The organism is Dyadobacter sp. HNCC25DJ184 (assembly GCF_056895215.1).
Window position 1 is genome coordinate 197,934 of record NZ_JBXHAQ010000004.1, and the last position, 19,436, is coordinate 217,369.

Below are 19,436 nucleotides of genomic sequence, written 5' to 3' on the forward strand. Positions count from 1 at the left end.
AGATTTCAACAGTTGAAGCATGAAAATCTCATTTGTCGGCGCTGGTAATGTTGCATGGCACCTGGCTCAGGCTTTGGAAGAAGCTGGTCACTGGATATGTGAAGTATATAGTCGAAATACAGAAAACGCCCGTGAACTGGCTGCTCTTCTATATGACACCGACGTTATTACATCACTTAATTTTTCTGACAGTGAAGCGCAGATTATTATAATTGCTGTTTCAGATGACTCGCTCGAGGCTGTGATGGAGCAAATTGTATTTCCGGAAAATGTTGTCGTCGCCAACACTTCCGGCACCAAGTCTCTGGCTGACTTGCAAAGATTAGTAGATGTTTATAGTGACATTCAGGTGGCGACCGGCGTATTATATCCGTTGCAGACTTTTACCAAACATACGCCGCTGGTTTATCAGGATATACCGTTCTGTGTGGAGTCAAGAAATAGCAGCGCGGAAGATTTATTGATAAAGTTGGCTCACAGCGTTAGTGATAACGTAACAAAACTCAACTCTTATGATCGGTTCGTGCTCCACGTTGCGGCTGTGTTTGCCAGTAATTTCACAACGCACCTTTTGAGCATATCGCATGATTTAGTGACTAGGGAATCTCTTGATTTCGACCTGCTGAAACCATTGATTGAAACCACAATCAATAAAGTGCTGTCTTTGGACGACCCTTCGAAAGGATTAACCGGACCAGCACGACGGGGAGACCGGAATATCACGTCCCGGCATTTGGAATATCTTTTAGATTCCAATGAAGACTGGGCTGAAATTTATCAAACCCTCACAGAGAAAATCGAGCAACGATATCTTAGCTGACAGAATAGATAATTGATCCGGAAAAAGTTCATTTATATTTGCACGATCCTTAAACACCGTAACGAATGAATTCGACTGTTAACGAACGTTTCAAAAGAATTACAACATTTATCTTTGATATAGACGGAGTGATGACCGACGGAAGTGTAATTGCACTTGAAACCGGAGAACAGCCCAGGATTTTTAACGTTCGCGATGGCTATGGTATCAACCGCGCTGTAAAACTTGGGTACCGGGTGGCAATTATATCTGCTCAAAATCAGGTTGGGGTGCGTAAAAGGCTTGAATATCTGGGCGTTTCAGAAATATTTATGGGCAGTTCGCCTGATGGAAAACTTCCAATCTATAAGAAATACATTGCTGACAACGGCCTTTCAGAAGATGAAATCGTGTTTATGGGCGATGATCTTCCTGATTATGAGGTGATGCTAACCGGTGCAATGGGCGCATGTCCTGCCGATTCTGCCGACGAAATTGTTGAAATAGCTGATTATGTCTCTCCAAAAAATGGTGGGCGTGGAGCTGTAAGAGATCTTATTGAGCAAGTATTGAAAGCTCAAGGGAAATGGATGAGCTGGTTTAATTAACGCTCGCACCTTAACCCAAACAGTATATTTTCTAAGTTTTAATTCCTTCAGTTGTCAAACTCTAAACGCTATTTCCCCAATCTTAACGGCATCAGATGTATAGCCGCATTGTTGGTACTATTCCACCATCTTGAACAAGCCAAACACGCTCTTAACGTTCCCAACATTTACGAATTTTCCATAATTCAACATGCTGGAAGGCTTGGTGTAGGTTTGTTTTTTGTATTAAGTGGCTTTCTGATTTCTTATCTGTTACTGGAAGAAAGAGCGCGTTTTGGCAACATTGATACTAAGAAATTCTATCTGCGGCGCGTATTCAGAATATGGCCTATTTATTTCTTAATTGTCCTTTCGTCGCTTCTCATTTTCCCGCACCTAGAGCTGTTTCACTATCCTGGCACTGCCGAAAAAATGCAGCAGGAGTATGGAGAGCGCCTGCTACTATTAATGTTGGTGTTACCAAATTACGCTTTCGTACTTTACGAACTACCTTACTGGTGTGCGCAAGCCTGGTCGATTGGTGTGGAAGAACAATTCTATTATTTATGGCCGTGGCTCATCAAATATCGCAAAAAACGTCCTCAAATTTTCCTGCTGTTTATTTCAGTAACCATACTTCTGCTTTGGGCCGGGTTACACCTTTCGGAGGCGAGCTGGGCTAAAAAGGAGGTGATGATTTATACGTTTATCGGACAATTCAGGATACAAACGATGGCATTGGGAGGCTTCTGTGCCTGGCTCGTCTTTCATAACAAAACCAACATTCTCTCAATATTATTCCGCAAGGATTTGCAGGTAGCGGTATATGTAGTTTTATTGTCAATGTTCTTTTCGGGCGTTCACTTTTTTGGTTTTCTGGAAGTCTATTCAGTTTTCTTCGGATTTTTCATTCTCAATCTGTCCTGCAATCCCGACTCGATCATTAGTCTGGAAAATCCAGTGATGAGTTATTTGGGGAAAATATCATATGGACTTTATATATACCACGTCGCAGTCATCGTATTTCTGATTAACGTGATGAAAACATATTTTCCAGCATTTCATGGCAGCAAATATGAAGCAGTGATATATACTGCATCCTTTCTAGGTTCTATCGGCGTGGCTTCGTTGTCGTTCCATTTCTTCGAAAAACCGCTTCTTGCATTTAAGGACAGGAAATTTGGAAGGTAATCTATTGATCAGGAAGCTCTGACATGGTGTAAAATTTCAATCCGAGTTGATCGGCTTTTGCCAATATACCTTCGAGAAAAATTACATCAAAACCATAAGCACCTACTTTCGAATCCGTCGACAGAGGTTCATGACCAAAAAGCATAACCGCCTCTCCTTGCTCTTTGGCGCGATGCAGGGCGTCGTCTATCTGATCTTCTGAAACTTCTGCCGAAGTGTCTATCAGTAGCGCATCCACTTCTCTTCTTTTATCAAAATCATAGAATATCGAATTCATCAACCGTGGAGCGATTGTGAAGAGCGGTATGCCGTACATTTTCCGCCTGGAAATGGCCACGTCTCTCAATATCCTGAAGCCTTGTGTAAACAATATAGAATCTGCCTGTTCATTGTGATTGCCTCCGGGATGCGCATAGGAAGTGGGCAAAAAGCCGGCCTTTTTCAAATTCGTTAAGCCTGGTATAATCTCTGTAGACAGATATCCTCCCGGACCAGAAGCTGCGATCAATTCAGTAGCCCGGCCATGAATGGTACCGTGAAATCCGATTTCGTGTCCCTCGCTTTGAAGTATTTTCAACTTCTGAATCTCATCGGCAGCAAGCGAATCCGGGCAGGTAATAAAGAAGGTAACTTTGGCATTATATTTCTGAAGCAACGGACGTAACTCATACCATTGATCAATAAAACGATCGTCAAAGGATATCGCAATACCGGCTTTTGCGTTGGATTTTTGTGTTGTCTGACAGGAAACATTACAAAAAGCCAGGAATAAAAGAATACAGAAGCACTGACGATAACTCATGGATTGTTATTTTCGCTAAAATAATCACTACCCATGAAAATCCTGCATACGGCCGATTGGCATATTGGAAAAAGACTTGATAACTTCTCGCGCCTGGATGAACAGCGGCAAGTTCTGAGTGAAATTTGCGAGATAGCCGATATCGAAAACGTTGACGCGGTTGTCATAGCAGGTGATTTGTTTGACAATTTCAATCCATCCTCAGAGGCAACCGAGCTTTTATATAGTACACTCCATCGCTTGTCTGACAACGGGGCGAGAGCCGTCATCGCCATTGCTGGTAACCATGATTCTCCTGAGCGTATTCAGGTTCCTGACGCGCTTGCCAGGGTCTGCGGGATCATTTTTGTGGGTTACCCAAATACGCAGATCGCACCTTTCAAAACGCAGTGTGGTATTGAACTTCTAAGATCGGAACCTGGCTTTTTTGAATTGAAACTTCCAAAAACGGATATTCCACTGAGGATAATCCACACGCCGTATGCCAATGAGCAGAGATTAAAAACATACCTCGGCATGGAAGATTCTGAAAATGCGCTGAGAGAACACTTGCAAAATCACTGGGCAGATATCGCTGCCACGCACCTTGATCCCCATGGATTCAACCTTCTGACAACACATTTATATGTAAGCAAAAAAGGTGATCCGAATCCGGAAGAAGAGCCTGATGAAGAGCGACCTATTTTGCATATTGGCGGAGCTCAGGCCATATATACGGAGAATTTCCCGAAAGAGGTTCACTATGTGGCCCTTGGCCATCTTCATCGATATCATAGTGTTGATCAGAATCCACCCATAGTCTATTCCAGCAGTCCGCTTGCGTATAGTTTCTCGGAAGCGAATCAGAATAAATACGTGGTAATTCTGGATGCAGAAAGAGGAAAATTGACTGGGTATCGTCCTGTTCTCCTAAAAAAAGGTAAAAAGCTCCGCACGGGACAATTTGACTCGATTGACGATGCGATCAGCTGGCTCGGGCAATATCCCGACGACTTGATTGAGCTGACGATCGTTTCGGACACCTATCTGGAAGTAAGCGACAAAAAACGGCTTCTTGAAGCTCATTCGGGTATATTGCAGATAATCCCCAAAATTATCAATATTAACGAAAACGAATCACCTTCGGAAATTGACCTGAGCCTGAGCATTGACAAACTGTTTTTGGAATATTTTAAAAGTAAAAATAAAGGCCAGCAGCCATCGGAGGGCCTAATGGAAGTTTTTAAGGAGGTTTTGGGTAGCGAATCAGAGGAGTATTGAAATAAAAAAGCTACCGGCCTAAACCGATAGCTCCATATTATCTTTTCAATACCATTTTCAGAGCCTCGCAGGAGACCGCTTGCTATTTATCTTCTTGCATTTGAAATTTGAATAACAACTTCCCGACTACTAACAAACCTATCCTCCCTCGCTTTCAAAATTCCAGTTGATTGCTAAATAAAACCAAACAACTTCCAAAAGAGCCCTAGCTCGCTCTTTTCAGCTTAGCTTCAATAGTTTGTTGCGTGTGAGGAACGATTCTCAATCGCTCTTTCGGAATCAGTTTGCCTGTATCTATACACACGCCGTATGTTCCGTTTTTAATTCTTACTAATGCATTTTCTAACTGAATAGAATATTTCTGAAGCCTTGCAGCGAGCTGACTTAGATTTTCTCTCTCACTTGCATCCGCACCATCTTCCACGAGCTTCGCTGATCCAGCCGTAATATCAGTACCCGTATCGTTTTTCTTGCTTAGCCCAGTCTTGATGTAGTTCAATTCACTGAGCGTATTTTCCAATTTCCCACGAATTAACTCTTCAAATTCCCTTAATTCTTCTTCCGAATAACGTGTCCTTTCTTCTTGCATAACCTTTATAAATTTAATAGATCACAATCAGATGCGCAGTAAATAAATATCCCCAAAATTTTAATTTATAAATGAATACTTACAACCAAATTTCTATAAAAAGCTGAATACCAATTCTATATGCATTCGTAACAACCATATTAACAGCAAAGCCGTAAAATTGGTTTTTTTACGGCTTTGGAAGCATAAATTTATTTATACAAAACAGTCTTTACTGCCTCGACAACCCGCTTGGTACTTGGCAGAATCTCTTCTATCAAAGTAGGCGCATATGGCAATGGAACGTCTCTATTTGTAACCCTTAATACAGGAGCATCCAGGTAGTCGAAAGCATGACGCTGGATGTGAAATGCAAGCTCCGATGAAATGGAAGCCAAAGGCCACGCTTCTTCAACCACAACCGCACGATTCGTCTTTTTCACAGATTCAATAACTGTTGCATAGTCGATAGGACGAACTGTCCTCAAATCGATTACTTCTACATCAATTCCTTCTTTTTCAAGCTGGATAACCGCCGGATTAACAACACGCGGTATCATTTTACCGAAAGAGATAATCGTCACATCTTTTCCCTGACGTTTCACCTCAGCCTTGCCCAAAGGAATGATATACTCTTCCTCAGGCACTTCCATTTTGTCACCGTACATAACCTCCGACTCCATGAAAATTACCGGGTTGTTATCACGAATGGACGCTTTAAGCAATCCTTTTGCATCGTATGGGTTCGACGGAACAACAACTTTCAGACCCGGGGTATTGGCAAACCAGTTTTCAAAGTTTTGTGAATGTTGCGCACCCAGCTGGCCGGCATTACCGGTTGGTCCACGGAAAACGATCGGACAACCAAATTGTCCGGCAGACATTGAAAGAATTTTAGCCGCACTATTGATAATCTGATCTATAGCAACCAAAGAGAAGTTGAATGTCATAAATTCAATAATCGGACGAAGGCCATTTCCGGCAGCTCCAACTCCGATTCCCGCAAAACCCAACTCAGCGATAGGAGTATCGATTACGCGATCCGGCCCAAACTCATCAAGCATACCCTGACTTGCTTTGTACGCTCCGTTATATTCGGCAACTTCTTCTCCCATTAGGAAAACACTCTTGTCCCGACGCATTTCTTCGGACATTGCGTCGCGAATGGCATCTCTAAATGCAATTTCTTTCATTCGAAATTTTATAATTAATAAGTCCCCGGGATATCAAACGCTTTCTTCAAAGTTGAGAATCAAGAAAACATCAGATAGCACCCAAATGGATTTGTAAACTGAAATCAAAAAACGTTGCGGTAAAATTAGAGAAACAAGGTCAATTCTCAAATTCTTTAAAACAACCATTCTGTTAAAAGTGAAAGAGATATGTCAATCTAATGGGATTACATCCACTTCGACCGATAAAGACTGCTTTCCCGAACTAAAAATCACTCCTTTCAAAGGTGGCACGTCACTGTAATCCCTTCCCCAGGACGTGACGATATGCCTTTCTCCAGGTACAAGGTCGTTGGTCGGATCAAAATCACACCATCCATAATCGGGAACAAAAACCGAAACCCATGCATGCGAAGCGTCGGAGCCCTGCAATTTCCTCTGGCCAGGCGGAGGCAGCGTCTCAAGATATCCGCTTACATACCTCGCCGGAAAACCAAAACTCCTGATACAGGCAATTGCCAAATGAGAAAAATCCTGACAAACTCCCTTTTTGGCCCTCAATACTTCTTGCGTAGGCGTGTGGATGGTTGTGAAATCCGGCACAAAGTCAAACTCGTTGAATATCTTGTGTGTCAACGCCCGCACACAATCGTATAAAGGTTTCTCATCACTAAAACAATCCCTGGCATATTCATGAATATCGTTGTCCCATTGAATCATCGGGCTGGGTATCATATATTCAAGTAATGATACTTTCAACGAACGATCACCTTTCAACCTGTTTATCGCCTCAGCGCAAGATATCGGAGAAGGAAGAAAATGCGTGCCGATTGAGCCCGTAATAGATTCGACAATACTCGTTGCAACAACCGAAAGATGCCTGTGTGGCGAATGCAAGGATATGTAATGTACCGTATTCCCATAAAAATCGACACGTTCAATTATCTCCGACGGAGCGGGCGAGATATCAAGCCTGAAATCCTGGCATACCTGCATTGGTAATGTCCGCGGCGCAAGACAAAGCAAACTTTGATAGCTCGTGACTACATCCGGATACTTATATTCTGTCTTATGAACGAGCTTATATCTCATTGTCTTCCACAGGTTTTAGGAAAGAATGTTGCATGACTGTATGGCTGAAATACAGATTAGTAAGGCTCACCGACACCGAGGCAATCAGATTCCTGACTTTTGACAACAACTCAAAAAGCGTTTCCCGTTCATTCACCGAACTCCAGACATTTAGAGAGTTGATATCAGACAGTTTGATCAGTGTGGAGGCTTCCAAAACTGCTCTCTCGGCTTCGTTCAAACGATCCCGTTTCGAGGTGGGCGATAATTTTGACAGATTGGATGCTAACTCGTCTAGCATATGCACCATCGAATAAGGCAAGGATGTCTCCAGAAGCACCATATCGATCATCGCTTCCATGGAAAGCTGCGATTTATATATCTGTCTGTAATTAACCAGTAAATGATGATATTGAAGCACTACCTCAATAAACTCATTCTCGATGGAGGTGTCATGTTTTATACCGAAACAAGACTGAATGATGCTGATTCTGGAAAGAATTCGCTCGACCAATTTGCCTGTATCCAAAAGCAGATATCCTTTATCTCTCGGCATGGTTTCCCCGATCACGCCGATGAAAGTTACCATAGAGTTATTCAAAGAATCGATGGTTCTCTGAATATTACTACTATTCATCTGGCTACCCTTTCTTGCGTTGACCAGCCCGTGCTCAATTACATCCACTATCCGCCAGATTTCGATATCCCACTGATTACGGACAGCTGCCACAGAATTGAGAAAATAGGAAATATTGGAAACGATGGATCCGGGAAGCGTGGAGTCAGAAACTATATTAATTATTTCAGGATATGGATCGCGACGTTTACTTTCATCTTCAATAAACCCCGGATAAGTGGCAGTAAGATTTGTAAGCGCTTTTAGAAGGATATTAATATGTGTTTTTTTCACCGAACCGCTGAAATACCTTTCCTGATTCAACGCATTGATCACAATATTGATAAACTTGAGAGAGCTCACAGTTCTTTCACAATATCGTCCAACCCAAAAAAGACTTTCTGCGCTGCGGCTTGGCAAGCTGACATGCTTCTTTACCGCTGGTTGGGATAAAATCGATATTTTTTCGCTTTCACGTCTCGTTTTGTCAGAAACGATCCAGGTATCTTTTGAAAGCCCCCCATATTGATTCGAAACCTGAAAACGATCCTTAACAGGGGAACTACGCGTCAGGCCACCCTGCATGACCTGATATCCATTATTATCAGCCACTAAAAAGCCTCTGAGCGCTGCATATCTTGGAACAATATTTCCGTCAATCAGCGAAGGGGTGGTTGAAAGGCTTACCTCCTCCTGCGCAATATAGTCAAGTGGAGCGTTTTGAATTTGTAATTTCAAAAGCTCCCGATCGTGAAGACTAAGTAACCTTCCATATATCGACCTGAACTTGGATTTGCGGTTAGCTTTTTTGATAATCAGTTTATCAATATTGCTGAGTACAAATTGAAGCTCCTTTTCATGACCACACCACCAGGTTGCAACGGAAGGCATGATCAAATCTTCATTTAAAAAGTACTTGCAGATATTGCTCATGAAAGCTAGAAACGCATGGTTTTCTAATACCCCTGAACCTGGCGGATTCAGCACTTTTACATTGCCCAAACGCACCGCTTGCAATAGTCCCGGAACGCCTAACTTGGAATCTTCTCTCAATTCCAGTGGATCACACCAATCGTCATCTATCCGGCGAATAATGACATCCACTTTTTCCAGACCATCAATGGATTTCAACCAAACGGAACCATCTCTTACCACCAAATCCTCCCCCTGCGCAAGGGTATATCCCAGATATGATGCAAGATAAGCATGCTCAAAATATGCCTCATTGTTTGGCCCGGGTGTTAGGTAAACTATATTCGGGCCTTCTTTTGACCTGCTTGAATATTTTAAAACACTATCCTGAATGGCGTTAAAATAAGGAGAAAGCTTGTTGACATACATTCCATCGGCCATCTCCGGGAGCAGTTTGCTCATTACCGACCGGTTCTCGAGCGCATATCCCGCACCTGATGGAGCTTGCGTCCGGTTGTCAACAACCCACATCTGGCCGTCCGGTCCTCGCGCCATATCAATCGCACAAAGCACGAGCTGCGTCTCCCCGGGAAGTTTTACATCGTGGGAAGCACGTAGAAATCCATTATTGGCAAATACCAGTTCAGCTGGTATAATCCCGTTTTTGACCAGATTCCGGGGACCATATATGTCCTTGAAAATCATGTCCATCAAAGTGGCCCGCTGTTGAAGCCCTTTGGATATCTGATTCCATTCTTTTTGTTCAATCAAAAAAGGAATGGGATCTAAAATCCACGGTCGGTTGAGCCCTTCCGTTCCCTCATATACATTGTAGGTTACCCCGTTTTCCCGAAGTTTGCTGATGACCTCCTGATTGCGAACCTTCAGTTCCTCCATACCCAGTTTTTCCAATGTCGCGAACAAAGTGTTCCAGTAGGGCTTGATCCTACCGTCCTTGTCCAATACCTCGTCATAGGAGTTTAAGGCACTTTGGTAATTTTGTAAAAGATTCACAGATTCAATAAACATGGTTGATGACGGAGGTTATAGGGTCAGTCTATGGAAAACCGCAGACTGACGTTTAGCTTCAACATATCAGGATCTCGATCTCCAGAATTTACGGAGGTCGAGGGTATTTGGATATTCAGGATTTATGAGTTCAACCGGTGTATCAATTTTCATATCTTTTTTGCTCTGCGCAACGAACCGGGAGACAGTACCTGTCGTATTTTCAACAATCGGCGTGATCTGAGGCGGTGACGGAGTATGCCCAAATCCCTGAAACAGACTGATTCTCCTCGATTCTGCTTCAAAACTGTTGACAGGGTATGTGTCAAAACTACGGCCGCCCGGATGCGAAACAAAGTAGGTACAACCGCCCAATGTACGGTTATTCCAGGTATCGACAATATCAAACACCAGTGGCGCATCAGCTCCGATTGTCGGATGTAACGCCGATGGCGGATTCCATGCTTTGTATCTGATACCTGCCACATACTCGCCTTTTATACCCGAACTTCTCAGCGGAACCCGGCAACCATTGCATACCAGAATATGCCTGTCTTCCACAAATCCACTGATTTTCACCTGCAGTCTTTCCAATGAAGAATCCACAAAACGGGCCGTTCCGGAATTGGAAAGTTCTTCTCCCAAAACATGCCAAGGTTCAATTCCAAGCCGCAATTCCAGTTGGATATTGTCGACTGTAATGCCGCCATAAGTCGGGAAGCGGAATTCAAAGAATGGATCAAACCATGATATATCAAAATTATATCCCGCGTCTTTCAGGTCGTTTACGACATCGACCACATCCAGATAAGCAAAATGCGGCAACAGGAATCTGTCGTGCAATTCAGTTCCCCATCTGATCAGTTTGTGTTTATACGGCTGTTTCCAAAACTTAGAAATCAACGCCCTTACCAACAAAGTCTGCACGAGGTTCATATGCTTGTGAGGAGGCATATCAAAGGCTCGAAACTCAAGAATCCCCAGCCTTCCGGTATCGGAGTCTGGTGAATATAGCTTGTCCATGCAAAACTCGGAGCGGTGGGTATTTCCTGTAATATCGACAAGGAGATTCCTGAATATTCTGTCCACCATCCAGAAAGGAATTTCTTTCCCATCCGGAATTTGCTCAAATGCCAGCTCTACCTCATACAATCTCTCATCGCGTCCTTCATCGATCCTCGGTGCCTGACTGGTAGGCCCAATAAACGGACCGGCAAAAAGGTAGCTGAGCGCAGGATGATGCTGCCAATAAGTTATCAAACTTCGCAGAAGATCGGGCCGGCGCAGGACTGGGCTATCCGACGGCGTAGCACCTCCTATGGTGACATGGTTTCCACCACCCGTGCCGGTATGCCTGCCATCGACCATAAATTTATCTGTACCCAATCTCGAAAAGAAAGCCTCTTCGTAAAGGGCACTGATATTATCGACTATTTCCTGCCAGGTTTTGGAAGGATGAATATTAACTTCGATAACCCCGGGATCCGGCGTAACGATTAGTTTTTGAAGCCGGTAATCGGAAGGAACAGGATATCCTTCTATCCGAACAGGCAATTTCAGCTTTTCTGCAGTTGCTTCCACGGAGGCGATCAAATCCAGATAATGCTCCAGATATTCAACCGGAGGCATAAAGATATAGATGATGCCGTCGCGCTCCTCAACACCCAATGCCGTTTTGATAATCGGGACTTCAAACAAAAGTTTGGAATCCTCCTGCTCTTTCGTTTCCTCCTCCGATTCCGCTGCTACTTTATGAGTAACAGGTACATATGCGGGAGCCACACTTCCATATCTGTTTTGAACAATCGGCGCATAGTTTTCCAAAGCGGGCAGGTCTTCGAACGGGCTGCGTTCAACCTGATGCTCACGTTTTTCCTTTGCTACTTCCGGTAGTGATTTTAACGGAAGCCGATATCCCATCGCCGAATTACCCGGTATCAAAAAGCAGTGGGTTCTCCGAAACTGCCATTCACAACTTGCCCAGGAATGAGTGGTAAAATTCCATTTTAAAGGCAAAACATATCCTGCCGGATTATTCAAGCCCTTTTCCAGTAACTTGGCCAACGTACGCCGCTCAATCGAATCCTTGAGGTTGGCTTTCATTGGATCAACATTAACTGGCAATTTCCCCTCCTCCATGGCCCAGAAAACCGGATCCTCGTATGCAGGGGTTATATTGTTGATATCTATTCCAAGATATTTCGTCAGTTCTGTTGCAAATAATTCAGCATCCCGGAAGGTCGCCTTTACGTCATTTTCTTTAGCTACAAGGCTATCATTTTGCCAGATATGCTGTCCGTCTTTTCTCCAGTAAAGAGCATATTGCCATCTGGGAAACGGCTCGCCCGGATACCATTTACCTTGTCCGAAATGAAGCAAACCTCCAAAAGCAAACCGGTTTTTCAGACGGAGCGCCAAATCATACGCTAGCTGTCTTTTGAGCGGTCCGTCAGCAGCGGTATTCCATTCAGCCGACTCAAAATCATCTATCGATACAAACGTGGGCTCGCCACCCATCGTCAAGCGAACATCATTTTCCTGAAGATCTGTCTCTACAGCCTCCCCTACTTTCATGATCGAATTCCATTGTTCTTCGGTATATGGCTTGGTAACGCGTGGATCTTCGTGAATCCGAAAAACATTATTTTCGAACTCAAAAGTTACCTCGGCGATATCAGTAGCTCCTGAAACAGGCGCCGCGCTCGCATAGTCGGGCGTACAGCACAATGGGATATGACCTTCACTCGCAAAAAGTCCGGATGTAGGATCCAGACCAATCCAGCCAGCGCCTGGCACATATGCTTCCGCCCATGCGTGTAAATCAGTGAAATCAGCTTCCGGTCCCGAAGGGCCATCCAGCGACTTGATATCAGAAGTTAGCTGAACCAAATAACCGGAAACAAATCGGGCCGCTATACCTAAGTGACGCAGAATTTGCACCAAAAGCCAACCTGAATCGCGGCAGGAGCCGCTTGCCTGTAACAAGGTATCCTCACAAGTCTGCACTCCGGCTTCCATACGGATATTGTATTTCAGCGCCTGATAAAGCCTTGTGTTGAGGTGAACCAGAAAATCGACCGTCTTAATGTCTCCGTAAACCTGATTCTGGGCGATCCATTGATGAAGTAAAGGTCCGCTCTCGCTCGGCGTGAGATATGGACCTAACTCACTTTTTAAATTATGCTCATATTGAAACGGAAATTTATCGGCATACTCCTCTACGAAAAAGTCAAACGGATTAATAACCTGAAGTTTCGCAATCACCTCCACATCCACGCGCAATTCCGTTGTTTTTTCGGGAAAAACTACTCTCGCCTGGTAATTCCCGAATGGGTCCTGCTGCCAGTTTATGAAGTGATTTTCCGGAAAGATTTTAAAGGAATATCCCTCAATCGGAGTACGTGAATGAGGAGCAGGGCGCAACCTGAAAATATGCGGTCCCAGCGAAACACTACGGTCAAACTTATATCTTGTTTTATGCGAAATAGCAACTTTGATAGCCATAGTTGGATTATTACAATGATTTTCTGATATTCGGACGTTCAGAAATTAACTTATCTAAACAAATGCATTCTGAGCAGTTTTCAAAATTTATATATCACCCGACCGTCTATTATCAAAATAATATTTTTCAGGCGACCGGTCCTTTCTGAACACAATTAAATGAATCTGCATTCAAAAAATCCAGAATTATCTGCAAACATGCGACTAATCAGTTTCATTCCCTTTAAATTCGGAGTTTACTCTTCAAATTACTCAAGAGTTTAGTCATTTTATTCTAAGCATTAAGTATAGTATCTGATGAAAATTGCAATAATCGGTTGCGGTAATATGGGTCTGGCCTTTGCGCGGGCCTTCCTCAAATTTGATCTCGTAGGAAAACAGGATTTCCTTCTTGTTGAAAAAAGTGAAGACCGGATGGATAAACTGAGTAGTTTCCAGCCTGGCGTTATTACAGGAGTTATTAGCCCGCAGGTTAGTGATTATGACCTTGTTATCTTGTCGGTCAAGCCTCAGGATTTTTCGTCCGTTTCAGAAGCATTAAAAGCGGTGATCAAACCAGAGCAAGTGGTCCTTTCCATCATGGCCGGTGTGACTATCCAGGCTATTCAGGAATCGCTTGACCATAAGGCCGTTATCCGCGCCATGCCAAATACACCAGCCATGTTGGGTATGGGTATTACTGCATATACTGCCTCTTCGGAGGTGAATTTCAATCAATTGAAAAAAATTGAAAACCTGATTAACGCTACGGGACGGTCGGTGTTTCTGGAAGACGAAGAACAATTGAACGCTGTTACCGCACTCAGCGGAAGCGGGCCAGCATACTTCTTCTATATGGTGAAAGCGATGGTTGAAGTTGGAAAACAAATGGGCTTTGAAGAATCCGTGTCAGCACTTTTGGTAAAACAAACGATGCTGGGCTCCTATCACCTGATCAATAATGCCGACAAATCACTCGATGAGCTGATCAAAGCGGTGGCTTCGAAAGGTGGCACAACCGAGGCGGCATTGAAACAATTCGAAGCAGGGCATCTGGATCAGACACTGAAAGACGGTATTCTGGCGGCTCAGTCAAGATCCTCTGAATTGTCGAAGGGATAATACACCAAACATGATATACATATAATGGCTCAAATTGAGCCATTTTTTATATTATAACCTTTTTTCAAAATGAATATCTATCGCCACCTCATCATTTGTTTTTCGTTGATTTGTCAAATATCTATTTCAGGTTTTTCTCAAACGAAAGAAAGGAAATACAATAAGCTGGCTTCGGGTATGTATTATGAATTGCCGTTAGGTGCAATCAAACCTAGCGGATGGTTAAAGGAAATGCTGGTCAGGCAAAAAAACGGCGCGACAGGGAATCTCGACAAGTTATATCCGGTGGTGATGAGTGACCGCAACGGTTGGCTTGGAGGTGACGGAGATCAGTGGGAAAGAGGGCCATATTGGCTGGATGGTTTGTTGCCGCTGGCATATATCCTCGATGATAAAGAGCTGATTGCCAAAACGAAACCGTGGATTGAGTGGGCGATCAGCAGTCAGCAACCGGATGGATTCTTTGGACCATCCAAAGATTATCCAAATGAACCCGGCGTGCAGCGCGACAATGCAAAAGACTGGTGGCCAAAGATGGTGATGTTGAAAATTTTGCAGCAATACTATTCCGCCACCAACGATCCGCGCGTCATCCAACTGATGACAAACTATTTTAAATATCAATTAAAAGAATTGCCGAAAACTCCGCTGGATCATTGGACATATTGGGCAAAATTTCGTGGTGGCGACAACCTGATGGTGGTTTACTGGCTATATGATATCACGCATGAAGCATTTTTATTAAAATTAGGAGAACTCATTCACAGTCAGACTTTTGACTACACCAACTCTTTCCTCACCTCCAATTTACTCTCGACAACAGGTAGCATTCATTGTGTAAATCTGGCGCAGGGAATAAAGGAGCCCGCCGTCTATTTCCAATACCATCGAGATCAAAGATATCTTGATGCAACCAAAAAAGGATTTGCAGACCTGATGAAATTCAATGGAATGGCACACGGACTATATGGGGGAGACGAAGCACTTCACGGAAACAATCCGACACAAGGCTCCGAGTTATGTTCAGCAGTTGAAATGATGTTTTCGCTTGAAAATATTCTTCGAATTACGGGCGACGCAAGCTATGGCGATCGACTTGAAAAAATTGCTTTCAACGCGCTTCCCGCCCAAACCAGCGATGACTATATGAGCCGCCAGTATTTCCAGCAGGCCAACCAGGTGATGATCAACAGAACGATGCGGAATTTCGCAGATAATCATAGCGGAACAGACTTGTGTTATGGATTGCTTTCGGGATATCCTTGCTGCACGTCCAATATGCATCAGGGATGGCCGAAGTTCGTTCAGAATTTGTGGTATACCACAGCCGATAACGGAATTGCTGCGTTGGTTTATTCATCCAATGAAGTAAAAACCAAACTCAAAAACGGAAAGACGGTCTCCTTTTCGGAGGTCACAAATTACCCATTTAATGAAACTATTCAGTTTACATATACTGCGGAATCAAATTTAAAATTTCCACTGCATTTACGTATCCCGGCTTGGTGCAAGTCGGCTGATATTAAGGTCAATGGCATTTCGGCGCTCCGATCAGAAGGCAATAAAATTGTGAAACTGGATCGGATTTGGAAAACAGGGGATGTCGTAGATATGACCCTTCCAATGCGTATTGTGAACAATACCTGGTTCGAAAATTCAATTTCCGTTGAGCGAGGACCAATTACTTATGCCTTGAAAATTAAGGAGGAAGTGCAGCACGTTGAAAATACAAAAGACCCGATTGCATATGGCGCTGGATACGACGAAATCCTGCCTGGCTCCCCGTGGAATTATGGCATTTTTGAAATGAAGGAAGAAAAAATGGCTCAAAACTATCTCCTCGAAAGAAATGACAAAACCAGCTCCTTCCCATGGAATTTGGAAAATGCACCATTAAAGATCAAAACAAAAGGAAAACGTATTCCGGCGTGGAAACTTTATAATGATATGGCCGGCCCGCTGCCATATAGCCGTATTTATGGATTGGAAGCAGATACCGCCGAAGAAGAAATTGAGCTCGTTCCATATGGTTGCACCCAGTTGAGAATTTCGCAGTTCCCAATTGTTGGGCGAAAGTAACCCGTCAAAGTTCAATCAAAGAAATTTCACCGACTTAAAAATATTCAAAATCTGTTGTTCGTTTGAGCTCGTTCCTACGAGGTTGAAGCTGACCATATCGTCCAGCTTCACATATAGGCCAATCTGCCCATTTCCTTTTATGCGAGGTCGGGCAATCAATGCATCATGACCGTCTATTTTTGTTTTCTCGCGGAAATGCGTTTTTTCCGTTAAGCTGCTCAAATCATCGGAATACCAGCCATAGTCAAAATTGAGACGATCCTTTTTGTTGGATATATAGCCTACTTTGGAATCAATACCTTGCAATTTTTCACCATCCCAGTCCTCCGGTACATTCACCGTAAAATTATCAAACTTAATAAGCTTGGGATATACTTCACCTGGGGGCAGCAGCGGATCATCCGTCTTGCAACCGACTAAAATCATAAATACCATCGAGAAAAGCAATAATGTCTTCATTTTTGGCAGTCGCCTGATATATATTACTACGAGTCGTTTCATTCAAAAAAGGTTGTAACCGGAGCAAAATGACCGGCAAATAAAATCCTGGCCGGTTTGAACAGTAAGTGTATGGATATCACTATCTTATCCAAGTAATTGGCTATTGTTTCATCAAATCCATATCTCTAAATGCACCCATTCAAATCATTGCTCAGCGTAATTTTGATTGCCGGCTCTCTAGCTTCATGCGGTAAAAAGGAAGAACAAGACAAGCCGCGAACACCAAAAGAATATACCATTGAACAGCTCGCCAACAACCTGGCCGTCGGGGCAGCTGGTTTTAACGCCGACGAATCCAAGGTTTTGGTTCATAATAACTCGTCCGGAATTTACAACGTCTTTGAAATAAACACTGCAGACACTGCCTCAAAAGCGCTTACTTCATCTAAAAAAGAGTCATTCTTCGCGGTCGATTACTTACCGGGCAGCACCAAATACCTCTATTCCGCCGATCAGGGCGGGGATGAAAACACGCATCTTTATTTACGAAACAGGACAGATTCCATTGCAAAAGACTTAACACCCTGGCCCAAAAGTACAAATAGTTTTGCGGGCTGGAGTGATAATAAAAAATCGATGTATGTCGCCAGCAATAAACGGGATCAAAAATTTTTCGATGTCTGGAAATTGGACACCTTAAGTTGGAAGCCCGTTTTATTATATGAGAATAAAGATGGCTTTTATCCCTCGCTAGTCAGTAAAAGCGAGCGTTATGTTGCGTTAACGAAGGAAATTAGTGCTGACAAAAACGATCTCTACCTATACGACCGCACCACAAAATCAACAAAAAGGCTTAGTAATGACAACGAAGCCACGTGGTTTCCGCTAGCTTTTGAGAGAAATGACAGCCTGATGTACTATGCCTCAAACGACGGAAGCGAGTTCAGTTATATCATTAAATACCACATCAATACTGGTAAAACCGAAAAGTTTTTTGAAGACAAATGGGATGTTGTCGGCATGAATTTGAGCGAAAAAGAAAAGTATCATACCGTTTTTGTGAATGACGATGGGAAAAACAAAGTATTGCTCTTCGACCACTTGACGGGCAAAGAAGTAAGTTTTCCCGATATAAAAGATGCGGATATATTGAATGTCATTATTTCAAACTCGGAAAAGAATTTGTTGCTGACTGTTGGTAGTAGCACAAGTCCGGCCAACTTATATGCTTACAACATCGAGAAAAAAGAGTTAAAACAGCTTACATCGACTTTAAACAAAGCCATAGATCAAAATGACCTGGTGAAGGCTGAAGTTGTCCGTTTCAAATCTTTTGATGGAAAAGAAATTCCTGCTATTTATTACAAACCTCTTCAGGCCGGAAAAGATAGCAAAGCCGCTGCACTTGTATGGGTGCATGGCGGCCCTGGCGGACAGAGTCGGGTTGGATTCAGTAATTCAATTCAATATCTCGTCAATCACGGATACGCCGTTTTGGCTGTTAATAACCGCGGAAGCAGCGGATATGGCAAAGCTTTTTACAAAATGGACAATCGCGATCATAGCAACGGAGATTTGAAAGATTGCGTTTGGGGTAAGAAATGGCTTGCCGAACAAGAATATATAGATAGCAGCGCAATTGGAATATATGGAGGCAGCTACGGCGGGTGTATGGTATTGGGCGCTTTGGCATTCCAGCCCAACGAATTTAAAGTTGGTGTAGATCTGTTCGGAGTCGCCAACTGGATCAGAACACTACGCAGTATTCCGCCCTACTGGGAAGCAGCCAGAAAAGCATTGTATGATGAAATGGGCGACCCCTATTCTGCGGATAGCGTTCGTCTGAAAAGCATCTCCCCTTTATTCAATTATCAAAAGATCAAAAAACCTTTGATCGTATTCCAGGGCGCAAACGATGTCCGCGTTTTGAAAGTGGAAAGTGATGAAATTGTAGCCGGGGTTAAGAAAAACGGTGTTCCAGTTGAATATGTGATATACCCAGACGAAGGCCACGGCTTTGTCAAAAAGGAAAACCAGATCACAACATCGAAAAAGACACTCGAATTTTTGGACAAATATCTGAGAGTGAAAGGAGACGCCAAGTAATTTCTTATTGATATCTATGGGGTTAGAGGTTGCTAAATGCGACCTCTTTTTTTATAAACCATTCATTTAGTGGAAAATAAAAAAATGAACATAAATAAAACTGAGTAGAAATTAGGTTTTCACTTTTTGTAAACTTTTTATACCTTCTTGAAATTTAATAACCTCATTATAAATCAATTATGTTTTTTTTCTGTAAACTTTTATTTTCTACTACGTATC

At 43.1% G+C, this 19,436-nt stretch carries 14 protein-coding genes; 7 read left to right on the forward strand and 7 right to left on the reverse strand.

Annotation, left to right across the window (positions count from 1 at the left end; genetic code table 11):
- The first annotated feature begins 19 nt into the window (after nt 1-19).
- From AC1XUD_RS07825 to AC1XUD_RS07835, 3 genes are all read left to right on the forward strand, one after another.
- Nucleotides 20-820, forward strand: coding sequence for a Rossmann-like and DUF2520 domain-containing protein (locus tag AC1XUD_RS07825; RefSeq protein WP_483360414.1), 801 nt, complete (start codon nt 20-22; stop codon nt 818-820).
- A gap of 65 nt (nt 821-885) precedes the next feature.
- Nucleotides 886-1,407: a KdsC family phosphatase gene (locus AC1XUD_RS07830; RefSeq protein WP_483360415.1), complete on the forward strand. Its 522-nt coding sequence runs from the start codon at nt 886-888 to the stop codon at nt 1,405-1,407.
- Nucleotides 1,408-1,458: 51 nt separating this feature from the next.
- Nucleotides 1,459-2,577 carry an acyltransferase family protein gene (locus tag AC1XUD_RS07835; protein ID WP_483360416.1) on the forward strand — a complete coding sequence of 373 codons (1,119 nt, stop codon included), beginning with the start codon at nt 1,459-1,461 and terminating at the stop codon, nt 2,575-2,577.
- 1 nt (nt 2,578) lies between these two features.
- On the opposite strand, the gene AC1XUD_RS07840 is transcribed toward AC1XUD_RS07835, so the two are convergent.
- Entirely contained in the window at nt 2,579-3,379 is an 801-nt protein-coding gene (locus tag AC1XUD_RS07840; RefSeq protein ID WP_483360417.1) for a polysaccharide deacetylase family protein, read from the reverse strand.
- Between the two features lie 33 nt (nt 3,380-3,412).
- On the opposite strand from AC1XUD_RS07840, the gene AC1XUD_RS07845 reads away from it, so the two are divergent.
- The gene (locus AC1XUD_RS07845; RefSeq protein ID WP_483360418.1) at nt 3,413-4,639 is read left to right on the forward strand and encodes a metallophosphoesterase family protein; all 1,227 of its coding nucleotides are present in this window, start codon (nt 3,413-3,415) and stop codon (nt 4,637-4,639) included.
- A 205-nt stretch (nt 4,640-4,844) separates the two neighbouring features.
- On the opposite strand, the gene AC1XUD_RS07850 is transcribed toward AC1XUD_RS07845, so the two are convergent.
- The 5 genes from AC1XUD_RS07850 to AC1XUD_RS07870 form a co-directional block, all read right to left on the reverse strand.
- Nucleotides 4,845-5,228: a TraR/DksA family transcriptional regulator gene (locus AC1XUD_RS07850; RefSeq protein WP_483360419.1), complete on the reverse strand. Its 384-nt coding sequence runs from the start codon at nt 5,226-5,228 to the stop codon at nt 4,845-4,847.
- A gap of 191 nt (nt 5,229-5,419) precedes the next feature.
- Nucleotides 5,420-6,400, reverse strand: a complete 981-nt coding sequence (locus AC1XUD_RS07855; RefSeq protein WP_483360420.1) for a pyruvate dehydrogenase complex E1 component subunit beta — start codon at nt 6,398-6,400, stop codon at nt 5,420-5,422.
- Nucleotides 6,401-6,592: 192 nt separating this feature from the next.
- Nucleotides 6,593-7,471 (reverse strand): transglutaminase family protein, encoded by an 879-nt coding sequence (locus tag AC1XUD_RS07860; RefSeq protein WP_483360421.1) that lies wholly within the window; start codon nt 7,469-7,471, stop codon nt 6,593-6,595.
- Nucleotides 7,461-10,007: a circularly permuted type 2 ATP-grasp protein gene (locus AC1XUD_RS07865; protein WP_483360422.1), complete on the reverse strand. Its 2,547-nt coding sequence runs from the start codon at nt 10,005-10,007 to the stop codon at nt 7,461-7,463. Before AC1XUD_RS07865 ends, AC1XUD_RS07860 begins: the two co-directional genes overlap by 11 nt.
- 66 nt (nt 10,008-10,073) lie before the next feature.
- Nucleotides 10,074-13,490: a transglutaminase family protein gene (locus tag AC1XUD_RS07870; protein ID WP_483360423.1), complete on the reverse strand. Its 3,417-nt coding sequence runs from the start codon at nt 13,488-13,490 to the stop codon at nt 10,074-10,076.
- Nucleotides 13,491-13,787: 297 nt separating this feature from the next.
- Between AC1XUD_RS07870 and proC the strand changes: the two genes are divergently transcribed.
- Together proC and AC1XUD_RS07880 are read left to right on the forward strand one after the other, a co-directional pair.
- The gene (gene proC / locus AC1XUD_RS07875; protein ID WP_483360424.1) at nt 13,788-14,591 is read left to right on the forward strand and encodes a pyrroline-5-carboxylate reductase; all 804 of its coding nucleotides are present in this window, start codon (nt 13,788-13,790) and stop codon (nt 14,589-14,591) included.
- Nucleotides 14,592-14,660: 69 nt separating this feature from the next.
- Entirely contained in the window at nt 14,661-16,670 is a 2,010-nt protein-coding gene (locus AC1XUD_RS07880) for a beta-L-arabinofuranosidase domain-containing protein (RefSeq protein WP_483360425.1), read from the forward strand.
- A gap of 15 nt (nt 16,671-16,685) precedes the next feature.
- Here AC1XUD_RS07880 and AC1XUD_RS07885 read toward each other — a convergent pair whose 3' ends face one another.
- The gene (locus tag AC1XUD_RS07885) at nt 16,686-17,171 is read right to left on the reverse strand and encodes a hypothetical protein (RefSeq protein WP_483360426.1); all 486 of its coding nucleotides are present in this window, start codon (nt 17,169-17,171) and stop codon (nt 16,686-16,688) included.
- A 129-nt stretch (nt 17,172-17,300) separates the two neighbouring features.
- Here AC1XUD_RS07885 and AC1XUD_RS07890 point away from each other — a divergent pair, with 129 nt between their 5' ends.
- The gene (locus AC1XUD_RS07890; protein WP_483360427.1) at nt 17,301-19,217 is read left to right on the forward strand and encodes a S9 family peptidase; all 1,917 of its coding nucleotides are present in this window, start codon (nt 17,301-17,303) and stop codon (nt 19,215-19,217) included.
- The last annotated feature ends 219 nt before the right edge of the window (nt 19,218-19,436 follow it).